A 20,584-nucleotide genomic window follows, 5' to 3' on the forward strand; every position below is an offset into this window, starting at 1 on the left:
CTCGCGCGTGTACGTGAGAGCACTCAAAAACCGGGGCATTAATGCAGCTTGTTATCGTTGAATCGCCAGCCAAGGCGAAGACCATCGAGAAATATCTGGGAGGGGATTTCCACGTTCTCGCCAGCTATGGCCATATTCGCGACCTGCCGCCCAAGGACGGATCGGTAGACCCCGACGCGGGCTTTGCCATGAGTTGGGAAAATTATGGCGACAAGGGCAAGCAGCTAAAAGCCATCACGGACGAGGCCAAGAAAGCCACGCGCCTGATCCTGGCGACTGACCCTGATCGTGAGGGGGAGGCGATCAGCTGGCATGTGCAGGAAGTGCTGCGGGCGAAAAAGGCGCTGCCTGCGGTCGTGGACCGGGTGACCTTCAACGCGATCACCAAGGCCGCCGTGCTGGACGCGATGGCCAAGCCGCGCGCGCTGGATGAAGACCTGATCGACGCCTATCGGGCGCGGCGGGCACTGGATTATCTGGTCGGCTTTACGCTGTCGCCAGTGCTGTGGCGTAAGCTGCCGGGCGCCAAGTCGGCGGGGCGCGTGCAGTCGGTGGCATTGCGGCTGGTGGTCGAGCGCGAGCGCGAGATCGAGAGCTTCATCGCTCAGGAATATTGGTCGGTCGCGGCTGAAATGGAGCAGGGCGGGCAAGGTTTTACCGCGCGGCTGGTGCGTTGGAAGGGCGAGAAGATCGACCGGCTGACCATCGGCAGGGAAGGCGACGCCATGGCCGCCAAGGCGGACGTGGAGGCGGGGCGCTTCACCGTCGAGAAGGTTGAGACCAAACCGGTTTCGCGCAATCCTCCCGCCCCTTTCACGACATCGACGTTGCAGCAGGAGGCCGCGCGCAAGCTGGGCTTTTCCGCCAGTCATACGATGCGGATCGCGCAGCAGCTCTACGAAGATGGTGCGATAACCTATATGCGTACCGATGGCGTGCAGATGGACGGCAGCGCCATTTCCGCCGCGCGCAAGGCGATTGCGGAGCGCTATGACGGCGGCTATCTGCCGGAAAAGCCGCGCCAGTATCAGACCAAGGCCAAGAATGCGCAGGAAGCGCATGAGGCGATCCGTCCGACCGAATTTTCGCGGGACAAGGTTGGCAGCGGCGACCATGCGCGGCTCTATGACCTGATCTACAAGCGGGCGCTGGCGAGCCAGATGGCATCGGCCCGACTTGAGCGGACGACTATTGATCTGGTGGATGGCACGGGCCAGCATGGGCTGCGGGCGACGGGCCAGGTGGTGATTTTCCCCGGTTTTCTGGCGCTTTATGAGGAAGGCCGCGACGACAGCGAGGATGATGATTCCAAGCTGCTGCCGCGCATGGTTGAGGGGGACGCGCCGGCCAAGAAGAAGGTGACGGCAGAGCAGCATTTCACCCAGCCCCCGCCGCGCTTTTCGGAAGCATCCTTGGTCAAGCGGCTGGAGGAGTTGGGGATCGGGCGGCCATCCACCTACGCCTCGACGCTGCAGGTGCTCAAGGACCGCGACTATGTGCGGGTGGAAAAGAACCGCTTCTTCGCAGAGGAGAGCGGGCGGTTGGTGACGGCATTCCTGGAGCGATTCTTCGAACGCTATGTGTCCTATGATTTTACCGCTGGCCTTGAGGACGAACTGGACGAGATTTCAGGTGGCCGTGCCCAATGGCAGGAAGTGCTGGAGGCATTCTGGCGCGACTTCAAGCCCAAGACCGCCGAGGTGATGGAGCAGAAGCCGTCGGATATCACGGCAGAACTGGACAAGTTTCTAGAGCCGATGCTGTTCCCTCCGCGCGCCGATGGCAGTAACCCGCGCGCTTGCCCCATGTGTGGCGATGGGCAGCTGTCGCTGCGCGGCGGCCGGTTCGGCGCGTTTATCGCCTGCTCCAATTATCCAGAATGCAAATATACACGCAAGTTCGGGCAGCCCGGCGGCGCCGACGGGGGTGAGGACAAGGGACCGGAGGTGCTGGGGCAGCATCCCGAAACCGGGCAGGACATCGTTCGGAAATCCGGGCGCTTTGGTCCCTATATCGAGATGGGTGAAGGGAAAGAGGCCAAGCGCGGTTCCATTCCCAAGGACCTGCCCGATGGCGAAATGACGCTGGAATGGGCAGTGAAGCTGCTCAGCCTGCCGCGCGAGGTTGGGCTGCACCCGGAAACGGGCAAGCCGATTGTAGCCAATATCGGTCGTTTCGGGCCTTATCTGCTGCATGACGGCAAATATGGGCGGCTATCATCCACATCGGAAATTTTCGAGGTGGGGATGAACAGCGCCGTGGTGAAGCTGGCCGAGGCGGCGAACAAGGGCGGGCGCGGCGCGTCCCGTGAGCCGTTGAAGGTTCTGGGCAAACATCCGCGCACCGAGGCTGAGATCAAGCTGATGGAGGGGCGCTATGGCCCCTATGTCACTGACGGCACGACCAATGCGACGCTGCCCAAGACCATCGAGCAGGATGCGTTGACGCTGGAGGAAGCGGCGCAGTTGATCGACGCGCGGGCTGCGGCGGCCCCGGCCAAGAAGGGGAAGAAAAAGGCTCCGGCGAAGAAGCCTGCGGCGAAGAAGCCTGCTGCCAAGAAGGCGCCTGCGAAGAAGAAGGCGGCGGTGGAGTAATCCGCCACCGGAATAAGCAGCGTGCTCCTGCGTAGGCAGGAGCCCAGTCCAAACGGCGGAACTGGGCTCCTGCCTACGCAGGAGCAGGTGGTTTACTCGACCCAATCCAGCCCTATGTCGCGATAGATGAAGCGGTCATCTTCCCAGTCTTCCTTCACCTTGACGTGGAGGTAGAGGTGGACTTTGACCCCCATCAGCTGCGCCAGTTCGGCGCGGGCCTTTGACCCGATTTCCTTAAGGCGCTGACCACCCTTGCCCAGCACGATGGCACGCTGGCTTGAACGGCCGACCAGGATCTGCTGGTGGATTTCGACCGATCCGTCTTCGCGTTCCTTATATTGTTCGGTATCGACGGCGGCCGCATAGGGCAGTTCGGCGTGGAGCTGGTGATAAAGCTGTTCGCGGGTGATTTCGGCGGCCATCATCCGATCGGTTGCGTCGGACACCTGATCTTCGGGGAAATGCCAGGGGCCTTCGGGCATGGCGGCGGCGAAAGCGCTTTTGAGTTCAGGCAGGCCGTCGCCAGTCTGGGCCGACACGAAATAGGTTTCCGCGATGTCGAGCTGTTCATAGAGCCGCTGGGTATGGACGAGCAGCTTTTCCTTGATGGCGATATCGACCTTGTTGAGGATCAGCCATTTCTTTTCCGGCCGGGCGGACAGGGCGGCGATGATCGGCTCCATCTTGGAACCAAGCCCCGCCTTGCCATCGACGATCAACGCGATGAGGTCCGCACCCTGCGCGCCGCCCCATGCGGCCTGGACCATGGCGCGGTCCAGGCGACGTTTGGGCGCGAAGATGCCGGGCGTATCGACCAGCACCATCTGCGCATCGCCTTCGATCGCGACGCCCATGACACGGGTGCGGGTGGTCTGCGCCTTGGGACTGGTGATCGCCACCTTTTGACCGACAAGCGCATTCACCAGCGTGGATTTGCCCGCATTGGGCGCGCCGACGATGGCGACGACGCCGCAGCGCTGGGATTTTAACTCAACAGTCAATCATATCTCCGTTCGGATAGGTCAGCGTGCTCCTGCGAAGGCAGGAGCCCAGTTTTTGGCGTCTCAGCTGGGCTCCTGCCTTTGCAGGAGCACGCTATATCACAAGTAAACGGTCAACCCGTCAGCTTATCCAACAGCGCTTTCGCCGCCGCCGTTTCCGCTTCCTGCTTGCTGCCCCCGGACGCGCTCGCTTCGCCCGCGCCCTTGATTGAGACGGTGACGGTGAACCGCAGCGCATGATGAGGTCCAGAGCGGTCGGTCAGCGCATATTCGGGGGGCTTGCGACGGTTGGCGGCGGCCCATTCCTGAAGAGTGGATTTGGGGTGTTTGGGCGCGCTTTCCTGTGTGTCGACCCGGCTTGCCCACAGGCGGCGGACCAGGGCCCGCGTCTCTTCCAGCCCGGATTCCAGATAGAGGGCGCCGATCAATGCTTCCATGACGTCGCCCAGCACATTGTCGCTGTCGGTGGCGCCATCGTCGCGGGCTTGCTTGCCCAGGATGACATGGACAGGAACACCGGCCCCGCGCGCGACGTCAGCGCAGGTTTCGCCGGAGACGAGCGCGTTGAAGCGGCGGGATAGCTTGCCTTCCGGCTCGTCGGGGAAGCGATCATACAGCCATTCGGAGATCAGCAGGCCCAGGATGCGGTCGCCCAGAAATTCCAGCCGTTCGTAATTGACGGCGTTCGCGCTGCCATGGGTCAGCGCCTGGGTGAAGGCGGCCGGGTTGCCGGGCGCGCGCCCGATCAATCCGAAGAGCCATCCAGCCGTATCGGGCTTCGTCAAAAACCTTCCCCGATGCGGTTCCAGCGCGCTGCGGTGAACCATGTCCAGGGCAGCAGCCAGTTGGCGCTGCCATCGGTGGAAAAGACGGATACCATCGCCTTGCCCACCAGATTTTCCTGGGGAACCAGGCCAATGCCGCCGCCTTCGACCGCCGGGAAGCGGCTGTCGGCGCTGCGGTCGCGATTGTCGCCCATCATGAACAGATGACCTTCGGGCACCAGCACCGTGTCGCGATCATCGGCTGCGCTGTCGGGCGCGAGGTCGAGCACATTGTAGCTTTTGCCGCCCGGCAGCGTTTCGCGAAATTGCGGGTAGCGGCACTGGCGACCGCCGTCGGTTGCATCTTCTTCGAACTTGGGGCGGTAGCAGGGCGAGGGGCTGCCTTCCTTCGCGGCGGCGTCCAGCATGTTGGGCGAAACCGGGATGACGAGGTCTGCGACCTTTTGTTTCGGTATGGCCTGACCATTGAGATACACCGTGCCGCCCCGGATCGAGATCATGTCGCCGGGCAGGCCGATCACGCGCTTGATATAATCATTTTTCTGGCTGGGAGGCGCCTTGAACACGGCGACATCGCCCCGTTCCGGCGTGGAGGCGAAGACACGGCCCGGAATCAGCGGCAGATTGAACGGCAGCGAATAGCGCGAATAGCCATAGGGCCATTTGGCGACGAGCAGATAATCGCCGATCAACAGGCGCGGCTGCATCGATTCCGATGGAATGTTGAAGGGCGATACGATGAAGCTGCGCAGGACGAAGACGAACACCGCCAGCTTTGCGAGAAACCAGATGAAGTCCCGCGTTTCGGATTTTGCGCTCATGCCGTGTCGTCTAATCCTTCATTCCGCCTTGAAAACAGGCCGACGCGGCTTTTGCTGCCTGGGAAACCCGGCGTCAAGCGCAAGGGGCGGTGCAATGATCGGCAGCCTTGGCTAAGAGGAGCAGGAATCGACGGGTGCGGCGTCGATACCGATCAACGCAAATGAGGATTCCCTAGTCCATGTCCAGCCCTGCACTGGAGGCCATTGCGGCCCTTCCCCCGGTGGAACTGAAGTCCATTTTCACGGCGGATCCCGATCGGCTGACCAAATTCACGCTAACGCAGGGGCCGATCCGTTTCGATTGGTCGAAAACCCACCTGACCGACGAACTGTTGGACGGCTTTGTAAAGCTGGCGGGGGAAAAGGGATTTACCGCTCAGCGCGACGCCCTGTTCGCGGGCGAGCCGATAAACAATAGCGAAGGCCGCGCTGCCGAACATCCGGCGGAACGCGGCGAGGGCAATGCGCAAAGCGTGTCCCGCGCCAAGATGCTCCACGCGCGGATGCGCGCGCTGATCGACGCGATTGAGGGGGAGGCGCTGGGACCGATCCGCCATATCCTGCACATCGGTATCGGCGGGTCGGCGCTTGGCCCGGACCTGATCATCGATGCGCTGGGCGGCGACGGCGCGCGTTATGACGTGGCGATCGTGTCCAATGTCGATGGGACGGCGCTGGAACGGGCGATTGCGCGCTTTGATCCCGAAGCGACTTTGATCGCGGTTGCGTCCAAGACCTTTACCACCACCGAAACCATGCTGAACGCCGCAAGCGCCATCAACTGGATGGTCGAAGCGGGGGTGGAGGACCCCTATGGCCGGGTCATCGCCCTGACCGCATCGCCTGAAAAGGCAATCGATTGGGGCGTGGACGAAACCCGCATCCTTCCCTTTTCCGAAAGCGTGGGTGGGCGCTATTCGCTGTGGTCGTCCATCGGCTTTCCGGCGGCACTGGCGCTTGGCTGGGACGCGTTTGAAAGCCTGCTGGAAGGCGCGGCAGCGATGGACCGGCATTTCCGCCTGTCTCCGCTTAACGCTAACGCGCCGCTGATCGCGGCCTTTGTCGACCAATATTATACGCGGGTCGCCGGGTGCCAGACGCGCGCCCTGTTTGCTTATGATGAGCGGTTGCGGCTGCTGCCCTCCTATCTACAGCAGCTGGAAATGGAGAGTAATGGCAAGAGCGTGACCCGCGATGGCCAGCCGGTCGATGGACCGAGCGCGCCGATCACCTGGGGCGGGGTCGGCACCGATGCGCAGCATGCCGTGTTCCAGTTGCTGCATCAGGGGACGGTGCTGACCCCGGTCGAATTCGTCGCCTCGATTGAGCCGGGCCATGCGCTGGACCCCGCGCATCACCGGGCGCTGCTGGTGAACTGTTTCGCCCAAGGCGCTGCTTTGATGCAGGGGCGGGCGAATGATGCTGATCCCGCGCGGGCCTATCCCGGCAACCGTCCGTCGACAACGATCCTGCTGGACGATGTGACGCCGGATGCGCTGGGCGCGCTGATCGCCTTCTACGAGCATCGCACTTTCGCCAATGCCGTATTGATGGGGATCAACCCCTTCGATCAGTTCGGCGTGGAGTTGGGCAAGGAAATCGCAAAGTCGATCGAGGTGGATGGACCCAAGGGGTTCGATCCATCGACGATGGCGCTGATCAATCTTGCCCTGGGCGGAGCGGCCTGAACGCGAAAGTCTTTGTAACTTCGGTGGGAGGCCGCCATATCGCGGCTCATCCCAGCGGAGGCCAGGCATGAGCGATTATGATTTCGACCTTTTCGTCATCGGCGCAGGTTCGGGTGGCGTCCGCGCTTCCCGCGTTGCCGCTGCGCATGGCGCGAAGGTCGCGGTGGCGGAGGAGTATCGGGTCGGTGGCACTTGCGTCATCCGTGGGTGCGTGCCCAAGAAGCTGCTGATTTACGGCGCGCATTTCGCCGAGGACCTGAAGGACGCGCGCCGTTTTGGCTGGAACGTGCCCGACTGCGGCTTTGAATGGAAAGTGCTGCGCGACAATGTGCTGGCCGAGGTTGACCGGCTGGAGGGGCTCTACAAGAATACGCTGGAAAGCCACAAGGTCGAGATGATCCCGGAGCGCGCGACCATCACCGGCCAGCATTCGGTGAAGCTGTCGGGTGGGCGTGAAGTCACCGCGAAATATATCCTGATCTCCACCGGTGCCTGGCCGGTCGTGCCGGAACTGGACGGGGCCGAACATGGCATCACGTCCAACGAAGCCTTCCATCTGGAGGACGCGCCCAAGCGGATCGTGATCGTCGGTGGCGGCTATATCGCCAATGAATTTGCGGGTATTTTCCATCAGCTGGGCAGCCATGTCACGATCGTCAATCGGTCTTCGGTGCTGTTGCGCGGCTATGACGAGCAGATCCGCGATCGATTGCTGCAAATCTCCACGATGAAGGGCATCCAGTTCCGCTTCAACGCGGAGATGGACCGGATAGAGAAAAATGACGACGGTACACTGTGCGTCCATTTCAAGAATGGCGATCCGATCCCATGCGACACCGTGATGTTCGCAACCGGGCGTGCACCGCATGTCGAAGGGCTGGGGCTGGAGAGCGCGGGCGTCGAACTGGACGACAAGGGCGCGATCAAGGTTGATGACCATAGCCGCACCAGTTGCGATAGCATCTATGCGGTGGGCGACGTCACCGACCGGTTGCAGCTGACCCCCGTGGCCATCCGGGAAGGGCATGCCTTTGCCGATACGGTATTTGGCGATAATCCGCGAACGGTCGATTATGACTGCGTGCCGTCAGCGGTGTTCAGCCATCCGCCCTTGGCCGGGGTCGGGCTGACCGAAGCGCAGGCGAAGAACAAGCTGGGCACGGTCAAGGTCTATACGTCGGACTTCCGGCCGATGAAGAATGTGCTGGCGGGCCGGGACGAACGGGCGCTGTACAAGATGGTGGTCGATGCGACGACCAACCGGGTCGTCGGCCTGCACATGATCGGGCCGGACGCGCCGGAGATACTTCAGGCGGCAGCGATTGCGGTCAAGGCTGGGCTGACCAAGCAACAGTTTGACGACACGGTCGCGCTGCACCCCAGCATGGCCGAAGAACTGGTGCTGCTGAAATAGCTAATCCCGCGCGACGAAGGTCACTACCAGGGCGTCGCGCCATGCCGCCCTCGCCGGGTCGATGGCATGGATTTCGGTGACGCCGTGCAGGATGCGGCGGTCGTCGATCAATATGCTGTCGCCCGGCGTCGCCAGCGTGAATTCGCCCAGCGGCGCACCATCTGGCGCGCCGATGCGGGTAACGCCTTCCCGCACATTGCGCCGTTCGATCAGCATGACGAAAACCCAGTCGACGCCGTCGCGATGCAGTCCTTCCGGCGTCGGGCGTCCGACTTGGCCTTCGCCGGTTTCGATGCGGAACTGATGCATTTCGACATGCCAGGGGCGTACCCCCGCAGGGTCAAAACTTGACGCGCAAAATGCGAATATCGCCTGCATGACGTCATTGTCGATGGTCGCCTGGGCCACCGGATCGAACCAGCGCTGCACATCGCCGTTCAGGACATTATAGTCCCGGCTCTGGAAATGCGGCTGATGCGGTTTGCGCGTGAAGGTGCCATGCTCGCAATGAAATGCCGCGTGGAGCCTGCGGCGATAGCGTCCTCCATCGGCCATATAGAGGTCGGGACCAAGATCATTCCAGCTATGGGCAAAGGCGCGCCAATCCGGCTCGGTGGCGGCCAGCAGCGTCATCATGGTGTCGCCCGCCACGCGCGCATAGCCATCGCGCGCCAGATCTGCCGTCCGTTCTTTGCTTTGCGGATCGAGGATGGGGTGGGATGTCACGCCCTTCACCCGATCCAGTAGGGCACGATCTGCCGATTGTCGGGATCGACACGGATCGGGCGGTCGGCTGGCGGAAAGGCGCGCTGGTCGCAGCTTTGGCGTGCGCACAAGCGACAGGTGATGCCGATCGGCGTCGCGGCTCCCTCCATCTCCAGTTGCAGGCCATCGGCATAGACAAAGTTGGCCGCGTGAGCGATTTCGCACCCCAGCACGACCGCATAGCGGCGCGGGGTGCGCGAATAGCTGCCCGACGGCTTCACCAGCCCCTTTGCCATGGAGACATAGCGCACCCCGTCGGGCGTTTCGCCAAGCTGGACGTTGATGCGGTCGGGGACGGCTACGGCTTCATGCACGTTCCATAGCGGACAGGCGCCGCCGAACCGGGCGAACTGCAGGCGGGTCGCGCTGTGCCGCTTCGTGATGTTGCCCGCCATGTCGACGCGGCAGAAAAAGAATGGGATGCCGCGCAGGCCGGGCCGTTGAAGCGTCGAAAGGCGATGGCAGGCTTGTTCGAAGCTGACGCCAAAGCGGCGGCTCAACCGGTCGATATCGTGGCGCACCTCCCGCGCAGCCTGACGAAATTGGGCGTAGGGCATCAGCAGCGCGCCCGCGGCATAATTGCCAAGACCAATGGCGAGCAGCCGGTCCGCGCCCTCCACCGGCAGGGCGGCACGGTTCACCACGTCGGCGATTACGGCCTGTCCTTCCAGCATCATCAGCTGGTGCGACAACATGAACTTGCGGCTTTCGATGGGCAGAGCTGCGTTCACGAACAACCGACGATCGGTCGCAGAATAGGAGCGAAGCGCGGAATCCGGGGTGTCGGCGATCAGCGTTTCGATACCATGCCGCCGCGCGAGCGCTTCCACCAGCATGCCTTCGTCAAGCACCTGGCCCGCCGTGAAGCTGGACGCCATGTCCTCCGCCAGGCAATCGAGCGCATGGACATAATTGCCCGCCTCGTGAAACCAGTCGCGCGCCGCTTCCCAAGGAAGGCGGGCCTGCACTTCATGATCATTGGCGATCGCTTCCTCGATCATGTTGATGCGTTCATTGGCGCGCATATGGGCATTATACAGGTCGATGTAGCGCGCCGCGAATTCGGGGAATTGCAGGTGGAGCTTTTCCACCCGCTCAGGCTCCATCAAAGGGCCAGGAAGCTCTGGATGCGCCAGCGCGTAGGTGAATGCCCCCAGCAGCTGTTCCTCCTCCCGGCTGTCGAAACTGGCCCAATCGGTGGGAAAGGCGCTGGCCACAGCGGCCTTGACCTTGGCAGTCAAGGGGCGGTCGTCATTTTCCAGCTGGCTGAGATAAGACACCGAAATCCCCAACGCCTGCGCCATGGTGGCCTGGTCCATCCGGTGGTCCAACCTTAGCTGCCGCAGACGCGGTCCTGCGAAAATACGATTGCCTCTTGCCATCCTCCGCCCATAATTTGCGAAATCGTGATTTGCAAATTGGCAAATTTGCATTTGCGAAAATTGCGAAAGAAGGGAAAGGGGGCAGATGTAGCCGACCGTGTCGTCACCGGAGAGATATTCTATATGTCGAAGCTCGCCATTATCGAACAGCTGGAAGCCAAGCGCGAGGCCGCGCGCCTGGGCGGTGGCCAGCGCCGTATCGACGCGCAGCATGCCAAGGGCAAGCTGACCGCACGGGAGCGTCTGGAAGTCCTGCTGGACGAAGACAGCTTTGAAGAAGTCGACATGTATGTCGAACATAACTGCGTCGACTTCGGCATGAACGAGCAGCATATTCCGGGCGATGGCGTCGTCGTCGGGTCCGGGACGATCAACGGTCGACTCGTTTTCGTCTTCAGCCAGGACTTCACCGTCTATGGCGGCGCGGTGTCCGAGCGGCACGCGATGAAGATCTGCAAGATCATGGACATGGCGCTGAAGGTTGGCGCGCCCGTGATCGGACTCAATGACTCCGGCGGTGCGCGCATTCAGGAAGGCGTCGCTTCGCTGGCTGGATATGCGGAGATTTTCCAGCGCAACGTGTTGGCGTCCGGCGTCGTGCCGCAGATCAGCGTGATCATGGGCCCCTGCGCAGGCGGCGCGGTCTATTCGCCTGCCATGACCGACTTCATCTTCATGGTGAAGGATTCAAGCTTCATGTTCGTGACCGGCCCTGACGTCGTGAAGACCGTCACCAATGAGATCGTGACGCAGGAAGAACTGGGCGGCGCGGTGACGCACACCACCAAGTCGGGCGTGGCGGACGTGGCGTTCGAAAATGATATCGAGGCGCTGCTGGCGACCCGCGATTTCGTGGACTTCCTGCCTGCTTCCAACCGGGAGCCGGTGCCTGAGCGACCGAGCGCTGATCCGTGGGACCGGATGGAAGAGAGCCTGGATACGCTCGTCCCGGCCAACGCCAACCAGCCTTATGACATGCATGAACTGATCCGTAAGGTCATCGACGAAGGCGACTTTTTCGAAGTGCAGCCGGCGCATGCGGGCAACATCATCTGCGGTTTTGGCCGGATCGAAGGCAAGAGCGTGGGCATCATCGCGAACCAGCCGATGGTGCTGGCGGGCGTGCTGGACATCAACTCGTCGAAGAAGGCCGGTCGCTTCGTCCGCTTCTGCGACGCGTTTGAAATTCCGATCGTTACCTTCGTCGATGTGCCGGGCTTCCTGCCGGGGACTGCGCAGGAACATTCGGGCATCATCAAGCACGGCGCCAAGCTGCTGTTCGCCTATGCCGAAGCAACCGTGCCCAAGATCACCGTCATCACGCGCAAGGCCTATGGCGGCGCCTATGACGTCATGTCGTCCAAGCATCTGCGCGGCGACCTCAACTATGCGTGGCCCACTGCCGAAATCGCGGTGATGGGCGCGAAGGGCGCGGTCGAGATCATCTTCCGCGGCAAAACACCGGAAGAGATCGCGGACAAGACCAAGGAATATGAGGACCGCTTCGCCAATCCGTTCGTGGCGGCGAGCAAGGGCTTCATCGACGAGGTGATCCAGCCGCATTCGACCCGCAAGCGGATTGCCCTGGGCCTGCGCAAGCTGGCCAATAAGAGCCTCGAAAATCCGTGGAAGAAGCACGACAATATTCCGCTGTGATGCCCCAATGGCCGTCATCCCAGCGGAAGCTGGGATCTTAGGCGGTTATGTGGAACGTAAAGGCATGAGACCCCAGCTTTCGCTGGGGTGACGAGACAGGTGAAGTGACATGAAACTCGGTCGGCTCAATCATATCGGTGTGGCGACGCCTTCGCTCGAAGCGTCGCTTGCCTATTATCGCGACGTCATGGGCGCGACGCTGACGCATGAGCCTTTCGACCTGCCCGCGCAGGGCGTGAAGGTGTGCTTCGTCGATACGCCGGGTGAGAATGGCACCGAAGGCACGCAGATCGAACTGATCGAGCCTCTGGGTGAGAATAGCCCAATTCATGGCTTCATCGCCAAGAACCCGGCGGGTGGGCAGCATCACATGTGCTATGAAGTGCCCGACATTATGCAAGCCAAGGCCTGGTTCGAGGGGCTCGGCAAGAAGGTGCTGGGCGAACCACGCATCGGTGCGCATGGGACGCTGATCTTCTTCGTCCACCCCAAGGATATGAACGGGGTGCTGACCGAGATCATGGAGACGCCGAAAGAGGCGCATTGATACCACCCCTCCCGCAAGGGGGAGGGGCAGCGAGACTTGGGTCTGCGTAGCAGGCCCTAGTCGCAGCGGGGTGGGCCAGACAGCCCGCTCCAACTTCGGCTAGGCGGACAAGCCGCCAAGCCTGCGTATCCTCTCCCGCCCGCGGGAGAGGAATAAGGGTAGGGACAAATGACCGAGAAGCCGACGCTGGATCAGTGGGCCACCGCCGCCGCCAAGGAAGTGAAGGGCAAGGATTTGAACTGGGAGACCCCGGAAGGGATCACCGTCAAGCCGCTCTATACCGCCGAGGACGTGACCGTCGATCCCGGTCTGCCCGGCTTCGCGCCCTTCACCCGTGGCGTGCGCGCATCCATGTATGCGGGCCGTCCCTGGACCGTCCGGCAATATGCGGGTTTCTCGACCGCCGAAGAATCCAACGCCTTCTACCGCCGTAACCTGGCGGCGGGGCAGAAGGGGCTTTCGGTCGCTTTCGACCTTGCCACTCATCGCGGCTATGACAGCGACCATCCGCGCGTCGTCGGCGACGTCGGCAAGGCTGGCGTGGCGATCGACAGTGTCGAGGATATGAAGATCCTGTTCGACGGCATTCCGCTCGACAAGATGTCGGTTTCCATGACGATGAACGGCGCGGTGATCCCGATCCTCGCCTTCTTCATCGTCGCCGGTGAAGAGCAGGGGGTCGAGCGCAAGCTGCTGGACGGAACCATTCAGAATGACATTCTGAAGGAGTTCATGGTCCGCAACACCTATATCTATCCGCCCGAGCCATCGATGCGGATCATCTCAGACATCTTCGGCTACACCTCGCGCGAGATGCCCAAGTTCAACAGCATCTCCATTTCCGGCTACCATATGCAGGAAGCCGGGGCGACGCAGGTGCAGGAATTGGCCTTCACCATTGCGGACGGCGCTGAATATGTCCGTTACGGCGTGGCGAGCGGCCTCGACATCGACAAGTTCGCGGGGCGTTTGAGCTTCTTCTTCGCCATCGGCATGAATTTCTTCATGGAGATCGCGAAGCTGCGCGCCGCGCGCGTATTATGGCACCGCGTCATGACGCAGCTGGGCGCGAAGGACGAGCGTAGCAAGATGCTGCGCACCCATTGCCAGACGTCGGGTGTGTCGCTGACCGAGCAGGATCCCTATAACAACGTCATGCGCACCACCATCGAAGCGATGGCGGCAATGCTGGGCGGCACCCAGTCGCTGCACACCAACGCGCTGGACGAGGCGATCGCGCTGCCGACCGACTTTTCGGCCCGCATCGCGCGCAACACGCAGATCGTCATCCAGGAAGAGACCGGCATGTGCAATGTCGTCGATCCGCTGGGTGGCTCTTACTATATCGAGGCGCTGACCCAGCAACTGGTCGATGCGGCGCAGGAAATCATCGACCGTGTGGAATCCGAAGGCGGCATGGCGAAGGCCGTCGCCGCAGGCTGGCCCAAGGCGATGATCGAAACCGCAGCCGCTGCTCGTCAGGCTCGCGTGGATCGGGGCGAGGACGTCATCGTCGGCGTCAACAAATATCGCCTCGCCAACGAAGACCTGCTGGAGACGCTGGAGGTCGATAACAGCAAGGTCCGCGAAGCACAGATCGCCCGCATCAACCGGGTCAAGGCCGAGCGTGACGAGGCCGCCTGTCAGGCCGCGCTGGAATCCCTGCGTGCAGCAGCCGCTGGCCCGCAATCGATCGAAAACAACCTCCTTGCCCATGCGGTCGAAGCCGCGCGGGCGCGTGCTACGCTCGGCGAAATTTCCTCCGCGATGGAGGACAGCTTCGATCGCTACGGCACAGTGCCGACGCCGGTGAAGGGCGTCTATGGCAAGCCCTATGCGCACGACAGCCGGTGGAAACAGGTTCTTGACGGCGTGCAGGCCGTCGAGCGGCGCCTCGGTCGCAAACCGAAACTCCTCATCGCCAAGATGGGACAGGACGGCCACGACCGGGGCGCCAATGTGATTGCTTCCGCTTTCGGGGACATGGGTTTTGACATCGTATCCGGCCCGCTGTTCCAGACGCCCGAGGAAACGGTCGTGCTGGCGCTGGATAGCGGCGTGGACGTAGTGGGCGCTTCGTCGCTTGCCGCGGGACACAAGACGCTGATCCCCGAACTCATCCGGCAGTTGCGCGAAAAGGGCCGCAACGACATCAAGGTGATCGCAGGCGGCGTCATCCCGCCACAGGATTATGACTATCTCCGTGACGCGGGCGTGCAGGGCATTTATGGACCCGGTTCCAATGTCGTGGAATGCGCCGCTGACGTGCTGCGCCTCCTCGGCCACAACATGCCCCCGGCGGGGCTGGAGGAAGCCGCTTGACCACAGTTACGCCCCGCACCGACTGGACACGCGACGAGATCGCCGCGCTGTTCGACCTGCCCTTCAACGACCTGATGTTTGAGGCGCAATCGATCCATCGCGCGAACCATCCGCGCAATGAAGTGCAGCTGTCGACCCTGCTGTCGATCAAGACCGGTGGCTGCCCAGAAGATTGCGGCTATTGCAGCCAGTCGACCGAGGCGGACAGTGGCCTGAAGGCCACCAAGCTGATGGACGTGCAGGCCGTGCTTCAGTCGGCGGCGCAGGCGAAGGACCATGGTTCGGGCCGTTTCTGCATGGGCGCGGCGTGGCGCAACCCCAAGGAACGGGACATGCCCAAGCTCATCGAGATGGTGAAGGGCGTGCGCCAGATGGGCATGGAAACCTGCATGACGCTGGGCATGCTGTCGTCCGATCAGGCAAAGCAGCTCGCAGACGCGGGGCTCGATTATTACAACCATAATATCGACACATCGCCGGAAAATTACGCCAACGTCATCACCACCAGGACCTTTGAGGACCGGATTGAGACACTGGAAAATGTGCGCGATGCGGGCATCAATGTGTGCTGCGGCGGGATCGTCGGCATGGGCGAGACGCGGAGCGACCGCATCGGTTTCCTCCACGCGCTTGGCACCATGCCGCATCCTGAAAGCGTGCCGATTAATGCGCTGGTGCCGGTGGCCGGGACCGTGCTGGGCGACATGTTGAAGGACACGCCGCTCGCGAAGATCGATGAGGTGGAGTTCGTGCGTACCGTCGCCGTGGCGCGGATCGTCATGCCGCAATCGATGGTGCGTCTCTCCGCTGGTCGTGAAAGCATGAGCGAGGCCTGTCAGGCGCTTTGCTTCATGGCGGGCGCGAACAGCATCTTCACCGGCGATAAACTGCTGACTGCGGCCAATGCCGGGGATGACAAGGATAGCGCGCTGCTTTCGAAGCTCGGACTGATGCCAATGATGGCGCAGCCGCACGGGCATCTGGAGGCGGCTGAATAACCGACACACCCACCTGCTCGTCACCCCGGACTTGATCCGGGGTCCCGCTTCTTACCTACGTGGTGAGGAGGCAGCGGGATGCCGGATCAAGTCAGGCATGACGGAAAAGGTGAGCTTGGAATTAGCTCGGCCCGCAAGGGCAACAAATAGGACTGGGGCAAGGATAGATAATGGCAATCACCAAGATCCTGATCGCGAACCGTGGCGAAATTGCGTGCCGCGTCATCCGCACCGCGCGGAAGATGGGCATCAAGACCGTCGCGGTCTATTCCGATGCGGACTCCCGTGCGCCCCACGTGCTGATGGCCGATGAAGCCGTACATATCGGCCCGTCGCCCGCCGCGCAGTCCTATTTGATCGCCGAGAAAATCATCCAGGCGTGCAAGGATACCGGCGCCGACGCCGTGCATCCCGGCTACGGCTTCCTGTCAGAGCGCGAGAGCTTCCGCAAGGCGCTGGACGCAGAAGGCATCATCTTCGTAGGCCCGCCCGCCAACGCCATTGCCGCGATGGGCGACAAGATCGAATCCAAGAAGCTTGCCATGGAAGCGGGCGTCAATGTCGTCCCTGGCTATGTCGGCGTGATCGAGGACACCGAACATGCTGTGAAGATCTCAAACGAGATCGGCTATCCGGTGATGATGAAGGCGTCGGCCGGCGGCGGCGGCAAGGGCATGCGCCTTGCTTATTCGGAACAGGACGTCCGCGAAGGCTTTGAGGCGACCAAACGCGAGGGGCTGAACAGCTTCGGCGATGACCGCGTGTTCATCGAAAAGTTCATCGAAAGCCCGCGCCATATCGAAATTCAGGTGCTGGGCGACCAGCATGGCAACATCGTCTACCTGAACGAACGCGAATGCTCTATCCAGCGCCGCCACCAGAAGGTGGTCGAGGAAGCGCCTTCGCCGTTCGTATCCCCGGAAATGCGCAAGAAAATGGGCGAGCAGTGCGTCGCTCTGGCGCGCGCGGTCGGCTATTTCAGCGCGGGCACGGTCGAACTGATCGTGTCGGGTGAGGACAAGACCGGCGATGGCTTCTACTTCCTGGAGATGAACACCCGGCTACAGGTCGAGCATCCGGTGACCGAAGAGATCACCGGCGTCGATCTGGTCGAGCAGATGATCCGTGTCGCCAATGGCGAGGAACTGAGCTTCCGTCAGGAAGATGTGAAGATCAACGGCTGGTCGATCGAAAACCGCGTCTATGCCGAAGATCCTTATCGGGGCTTCCTGCCATCGACGGGTCGCCTGATCCGTTACAATCCACCTGAAACCGGCAATGGCGTCCGCGTGGACGACGGTGTGGTCGAAGGCGGCGAGGTGTCGATGTTCTATGACCCAATGATCGCCAAGCTGATTACCTGGGCGCCGACCCGCCTGGAAGCCATCGACAAGCAGATCACGGCGCTCGACCAGTTCGAAATTGAAGGTCCGGGCCACAATATCGATTTCGTGTCGGCGCTGATGCAGCATGAACGTTTCCGTTCGGGCAATATCACGACCGGCTTCATCGCGGAGGAATATCCAGAGGGTTTCACCGGCGCGCCCGCGTCCGAAACCTTGCTGAAGCGCTTGGCCGCGATTGGCGCTTTTGCAGCGATGGCGCAGGCCGATCGCGCCCGCCGCATCGACGGGCAGCTTGGGAAGAAGCTCCGTGCACCGACGGGCTGGCAGGTCAAGATCGGCGATGTCGTGCATGATGTCTCCATCGATGGTGACGATGTGACCGTCGATGGCGAAGCGATCGACATGGCGCTGGAATATACGCCCGGCGACCGATTGATCGATGCGGAGTTTGGCGAGGAAGATCTGGCAGTCAAGATCGCGCCGGTTCGCGCCGGATTCATACTGACGACGCATGGCGCCAGCCACAAGCTGCGCATCCTGCCTGCCCATGCCGCGCCACACGCCAAGCATATGATCGAAAAGATCCCGCCGGACCTGTCCCGCTTCCTGATCTGTCCGATGCCTGGCCTGCTGGTCGCCCTGAACGTCAAGGAAGGCGACAAGGTAGAGGCTGGCCAGCCGCTTGCGGTGATCGAGGCCATGAAGATGGAAAACATCCTACGCGCGCAGAAAGCGGGCGTGGTGAAGAGCGTGTCGGCGGCGCAGGGCGAAAGCCTGCCGGTGGACGCAATCATCCTCGAACTGGAATAAGCGCGACGCAGCGAACAGCAACGCGGAAGAGTGAAGACGCCTTTCCGCGTTGCTGTTTGCCCTGCCGCTGGTTCGAGAATGGATGGCTCGACGGGCGGAATGGATAGGGCTATCGCGGCGCGATGACCGTTTTTACTGCTCCGTTGCGCCTCCGTCTGGATGGCGATGCGCTCATATCCAACTGGGCATGGTTGAAACGCCGCAGCGGAGCCGCTGCCTGTGGCGCGGCAATCAAGGCGGACGGCTATGGCGCAGGCGCCGTGGAAGTGATGCGTCGCCTGGTCAAAGCGGGCTGTCGCGATTTTTTCGTGTCCAACTGGGCAGAGGCGGCCATTGTCGAACCGCTGCTGGAACAGGGCATCGCACTGTCGGTGCTGCACGGCGTGCGGGAAGAGGACATGCCCGTGGCGCTACGTTCGCGGGCGCGTCCCGTGCTGAACACGCCGGTCCAGATCGCGCGATGGAAAGCCGCAGGCGGCGGCTCATGCGATGTGATGGTCGATACCGGGATGAACCGGCTTGGTCTCGATTGGCGGGCCGATGTCGCAGCGCAGACTGCGGGGCTGAATGTGGAAACACTCCTCAGCCATCTCGCCTCGGCGGACGATGACACGCCGCTGACCGCCACTCAATTGATCCGGTTCAGGGCGCTGAAAGAGCATGTTCCTGCCGCACGCTACAGCTTGGCCAATAGTGCGGGCATATGTTTGGGCGACAGTTACGCATTCGACCTCACCCGGCCCGGCCTCGCGCTGTATGGCGGCATCCCCCGTCCCGAAGCGCAAGATGCTGTCGCGCAGGTCGTATTTCCCCAGGCGCAGATATTGCAAAGGCGGCGCGTGCTGGCTGGTGACACGATCGGCTACAACGCCACCCACTTGGCCGGGCGTGATATGGAGATCGCTGTGCTGAACCTTGGCTATGCGGATGGATATCTGCGCGGCTTTTCGGCGGGGGGACGAGCGTCATTTGAAGGGGCCGACATGCCAGTCGTGGGGCGAGTGTCGATGGACCTGATCGCCGTGGATGTGAGCGGATCGCCCCATGCCGCAGAGGGGGACTGGATGGAAATCGACTATGCGCTGCCGAAGGCCGCCGCTATTTCCAACCTGTCGCAATATGAGTTGCTGACGGGCCTTGGGTCGCGCTTTGACCGGGTCTGGAGCTAGGCCGAGCGAAAAAGAAAGGCCGCCGATCCCACGGGTGAGAGCGGCGGCCCATTATGCTTAGATAGCAGGATCAGCGCTCAACGCACATGGATACGCCCATGCCGCCGCCGACGCACAGGGTCGCAAGGCCTTTTTTCGCGTCGCGCTTCTGCATTTCATAAAGCAAGGTGGTCAGCACGCGCGCGCCCGATGCGCCCACAGGATGCCCGATGGCGATGGCCCCGCCGTTCACATTGACCTTGTCCGGGTCCCAGCCCAGTTCCTGACCAACCGCCAGTGCCTGCGCCGCGAACGCTTCATTGGCTTCGATAAGGTCAAGGTCGGCGAGTGACCAGCCAGCCTTCGCCAGCGCGTTGCGCGTAGCCGGGGCCGGACCGATGCCCATGATGGCAGGATCGACGCCGCAGGTGGCGAAGCTGGCGATGCGCGCCAGCACAGGCGCGCCGCGCCGGGCCGCTTCTTCCGCGCTCATCACGACCAGCGCAGCGGCCCCGTCGTTGATCCCGCTGGCATTGCCGGCCGTCACGGTGCCATCCTTCTTGAACGCCGGGCGCAGGGCCTGCATCGCGTCATAGGTGGCCCCGGCGCGAATATATTCGTCCGCGTCGACGATGGTGTCGCCCTTGCGACCCTTGACCGTGACGGGCACGATTTCATCTTTGAACCGGCCAGATGCACGGGCGGCTTCGGCCTTGTTCTGGCTGCCGGTAGCGAAACGGTCCTGCGCTTCGCGGCTGATCTGGTATTTTTCCGCCAGATTTTCAGCGGTCACGCCCATATGATAATTGTGGAAGGCGTCGGTCAGGCCATCATGCGTCATTGTGTCGATCAGGGTGATCGGCCCCATTTTCGCGCCGGCGCGCATATATTGGGCGTGCGGGGCCAGCGACATGTTTTCCTGACCGCCTGCAACCATGATGCGCGCGTCGCCAGCCTTGATCGCCTGCGCGGCAAGAGCGACGGCACGCAGGCCCGAACCGCACAACTGATTAAGGCCCATGGCGGTCCGTTCAACGGGAATGCCAGCGTTCACCGCCGCCTGACGCGCGGGGTTCTGACCTTGGCCAGCGGTCAGGATCTGGCCCAGAAGAACTTCGTCCACTTCGTCCGGCGACACACCTGCCTGAGCGAGCGCCGCAACGATGGCGACCCGGCCCAGTTCGTGGGCGGGAGTGGAGCCGAAGGCCCCCATGAAGCTACCTACAGCGGTGCGCTTTGCGGCGGTGATGACGATGTCTGACAAAGTCTCAATCCTTGTTAATGATCCAATTTTGGGGTCGCCTTAT

At 62.1% G+C, this 20,584-nt stretch carries 15 protein-coding genes; 9 read left to right on the forward strand and 6 right to left on the reverse strand.

The window, feature by feature from the left end; translation table 11 throughout:
• The first annotated feature begins 41 nt into the window (after positions 1 to 41).
• A complete protein-coding gene (gene topA / locus ACI3KQ_RS07055; protein WP_404956102.1) occupies positions 42 to 2,594 on the forward strand; it encodes a type I DNA topoisomerase in 2,553 nt (850 codons plus the stop codon).
• A 92-nt stretch (positions 2,595 to 2,686) separates the two neighbouring features.
• On the opposite strand, the gene era is transcribed toward topA, so the two are convergent.
• From era to lepB, 3 genes are all read right to left on the reverse strand, one after another.
• Positions 2,687 to 3,595: a GTPase Era gene (era, locus tag ACI3KQ_RS07060; RefSeq protein WP_404956104.1), complete on the reverse strand. Its 909-nt coding sequence runs from the start codon at positions 3,593 to 3,595 to the stop codon at positions 2,687 to 2,689.
• A 113-nt stretch (positions 3,596 to 3,708) separates the two neighbouring features.
• A complete protein-coding gene (rnc, locus tag ACI3KQ_RS07065; RefSeq protein ID WP_404956106.1) occupies positions 3,709 to 4,422 on the reverse strand; it encodes a ribonuclease III in 714 nt (237 codons plus the stop codon).
• Positions 4,377 to 5,201, reverse strand: coding sequence for a signal peptidase I (gene lepB / locus ACI3KQ_RS07070; protein ID WP_404956108.1), 825 nt, complete (start codon positions 5,199 to 5,201; stop codon positions 4,377 to 4,379). The genes rnc and lepB overlap by 46 nt, the downstream gene beginning before the upstream one ends.
• Before the next feature lie 179 nt (positions 5,202 to 5,380).
• Here lepB and pgi point away from each other — a divergent pair, with 179 nt between their 5' ends.
• A complete protein-coding gene (gene pgi / locus ACI3KQ_RS07075) occupies positions 5,381 to 6,889 on the forward strand; it encodes a glucose-6-phosphate isomerase (protein WP_404956109.1) in 1,509 nt (502 codons plus the stop codon).
• A 67-nt stretch (positions 6,890 to 6,956) separates the two neighbouring features.
• Positions 6,957 to 8,303, forward strand: a complete 1,347-nt coding sequence (gor, locus tag ACI3KQ_RS07080; RefSeq protein WP_404956111.1) for a glutathione-disulfide reductase — start codon at positions 6,957 to 6,959, stop codon at positions 8,301 to 8,303.
• Here the strand turns inward: gor and ACI3KQ_RS07085 are convergent, their stop codons facing one another.
• Entirely contained in the window at positions 8,304 to 9,029 is a 726-nt protein-coding gene (locus tag ACI3KQ_RS07085; RefSeq protein WP_404956113.1) for a 2OG-Fe dioxygenase family protein, read from the reverse strand. It abuts the gene before it with no gap.
• Positions 9,030 to 9,034: 5 nt separating this feature from the next.
• Entirely contained in the window at positions 9,035 to 10,450 is a 1,416-nt protein-coding gene (locus tag ACI3KQ_RS07090; RefSeq protein ID WP_404956114.1) for a short-chain fatty acyl-CoA regulator family protein, read from the reverse strand.
• A 123-nt stretch (positions 10,451 to 10,573) separates the two neighbouring features.
• On the opposite strand from ACI3KQ_RS07090, the gene ACI3KQ_RS07095 reads away from it, so the two are divergent.
• From ACI3KQ_RS07095 to alr, 6 genes are all read left to right on the forward strand, one after another.
• On the forward strand, positions 10,574 to 12,106 hold the full coding sequence (locus ACI3KQ_RS07095) for an acyl-CoA carboxylase subunit beta (protein ID WP_404956196.1): 1,533 nt from the start codon (positions 10,574 to 10,576) through the stop codon (positions 12,104 to 12,106).
• A gap of 109 nt (positions 12,107 to 12,215) precedes the next feature.
• Positions 12,216 to 12,653 (forward strand): methylmalonyl-CoA epimerase, encoded by a 438-nt coding sequence (gene mce, locus ACI3KQ_RS07100; RefSeq protein WP_404956116.1) that lies wholly within the window; start codon positions 12,216 to 12,218, stop codon positions 12,651 to 12,653.
• A gap of 168 nt (positions 12,654 to 12,821) precedes the next feature.
• Positions 12,822 to 14,975, forward strand: coding sequence for a methylmalonyl-CoA mutase (gene scpA, locus ACI3KQ_RS07105; RefSeq protein WP_404956118.1), 2,154 nt, complete (start codon positions 12,822 to 12,824; stop codon positions 14,973 to 14,975).
• The gene (bioB, locus tag ACI3KQ_RS07110) at positions 14,972 to 15,973 is read left to right on the forward strand and encodes a biotin synthase BioB (protein WP_404956120.1); all 1,002 of its coding nucleotides are present in this window, start codon (positions 14,972 to 14,974) and stop codon (positions 15,971 to 15,973) included. The genes scpA and bioB overlap by 4 nt, the downstream gene beginning before the upstream one ends.
• A 170-nt stretch (positions 15,974 to 16,143) precedes the next feature.
• The gene (locus tag ACI3KQ_RS07115; protein WP_404956121.1) at positions 16,144 to 18,129 is read left to right on the forward strand and encodes an acetyl-CoA carboxylase biotin carboxylase subunit; all 1,986 of its coding nucleotides are present in this window, start codon (positions 16,144 to 16,146) and stop codon (positions 18,127 to 18,129) included.
• 122 nt (positions 18,130 to 18,251) lie between these two features.
• Positions 18,252 to 19,298: an alanine racemase gene (alr, locus tag ACI3KQ_RS07120; RefSeq protein ID WP_404956123.1), complete on the forward strand. Its 1,047-nt coding sequence runs from the start codon at positions 18,252 to 18,254 to the stop codon at positions 19,296 to 19,298.
• 70 nt (positions 19,299 to 19,368) lie between these two features.
• Here the strand turns inward: alr and ACI3KQ_RS07125 are convergent, their stop codons facing one another.
• Entirely contained in the window at positions 19,369 to 20,541 is a 1,173-nt protein-coding gene (locus tag ACI3KQ_RS07125; protein ID WP_404956125.1) for an acetyl-CoA C-acetyltransferase, read from the reverse strand.
• Positions 20,542 to 20,584 lie beyond the last annotated feature (43 nt).

It is taken from the genome of Sphingobium sp. ZW T5_29, assembly GCF_044987515.1.
GTDB lineage: Bacteria > Pseudomonadota > Alphaproteobacteria > Sphingomonadales > Sphingomonadaceae > Sphingobium.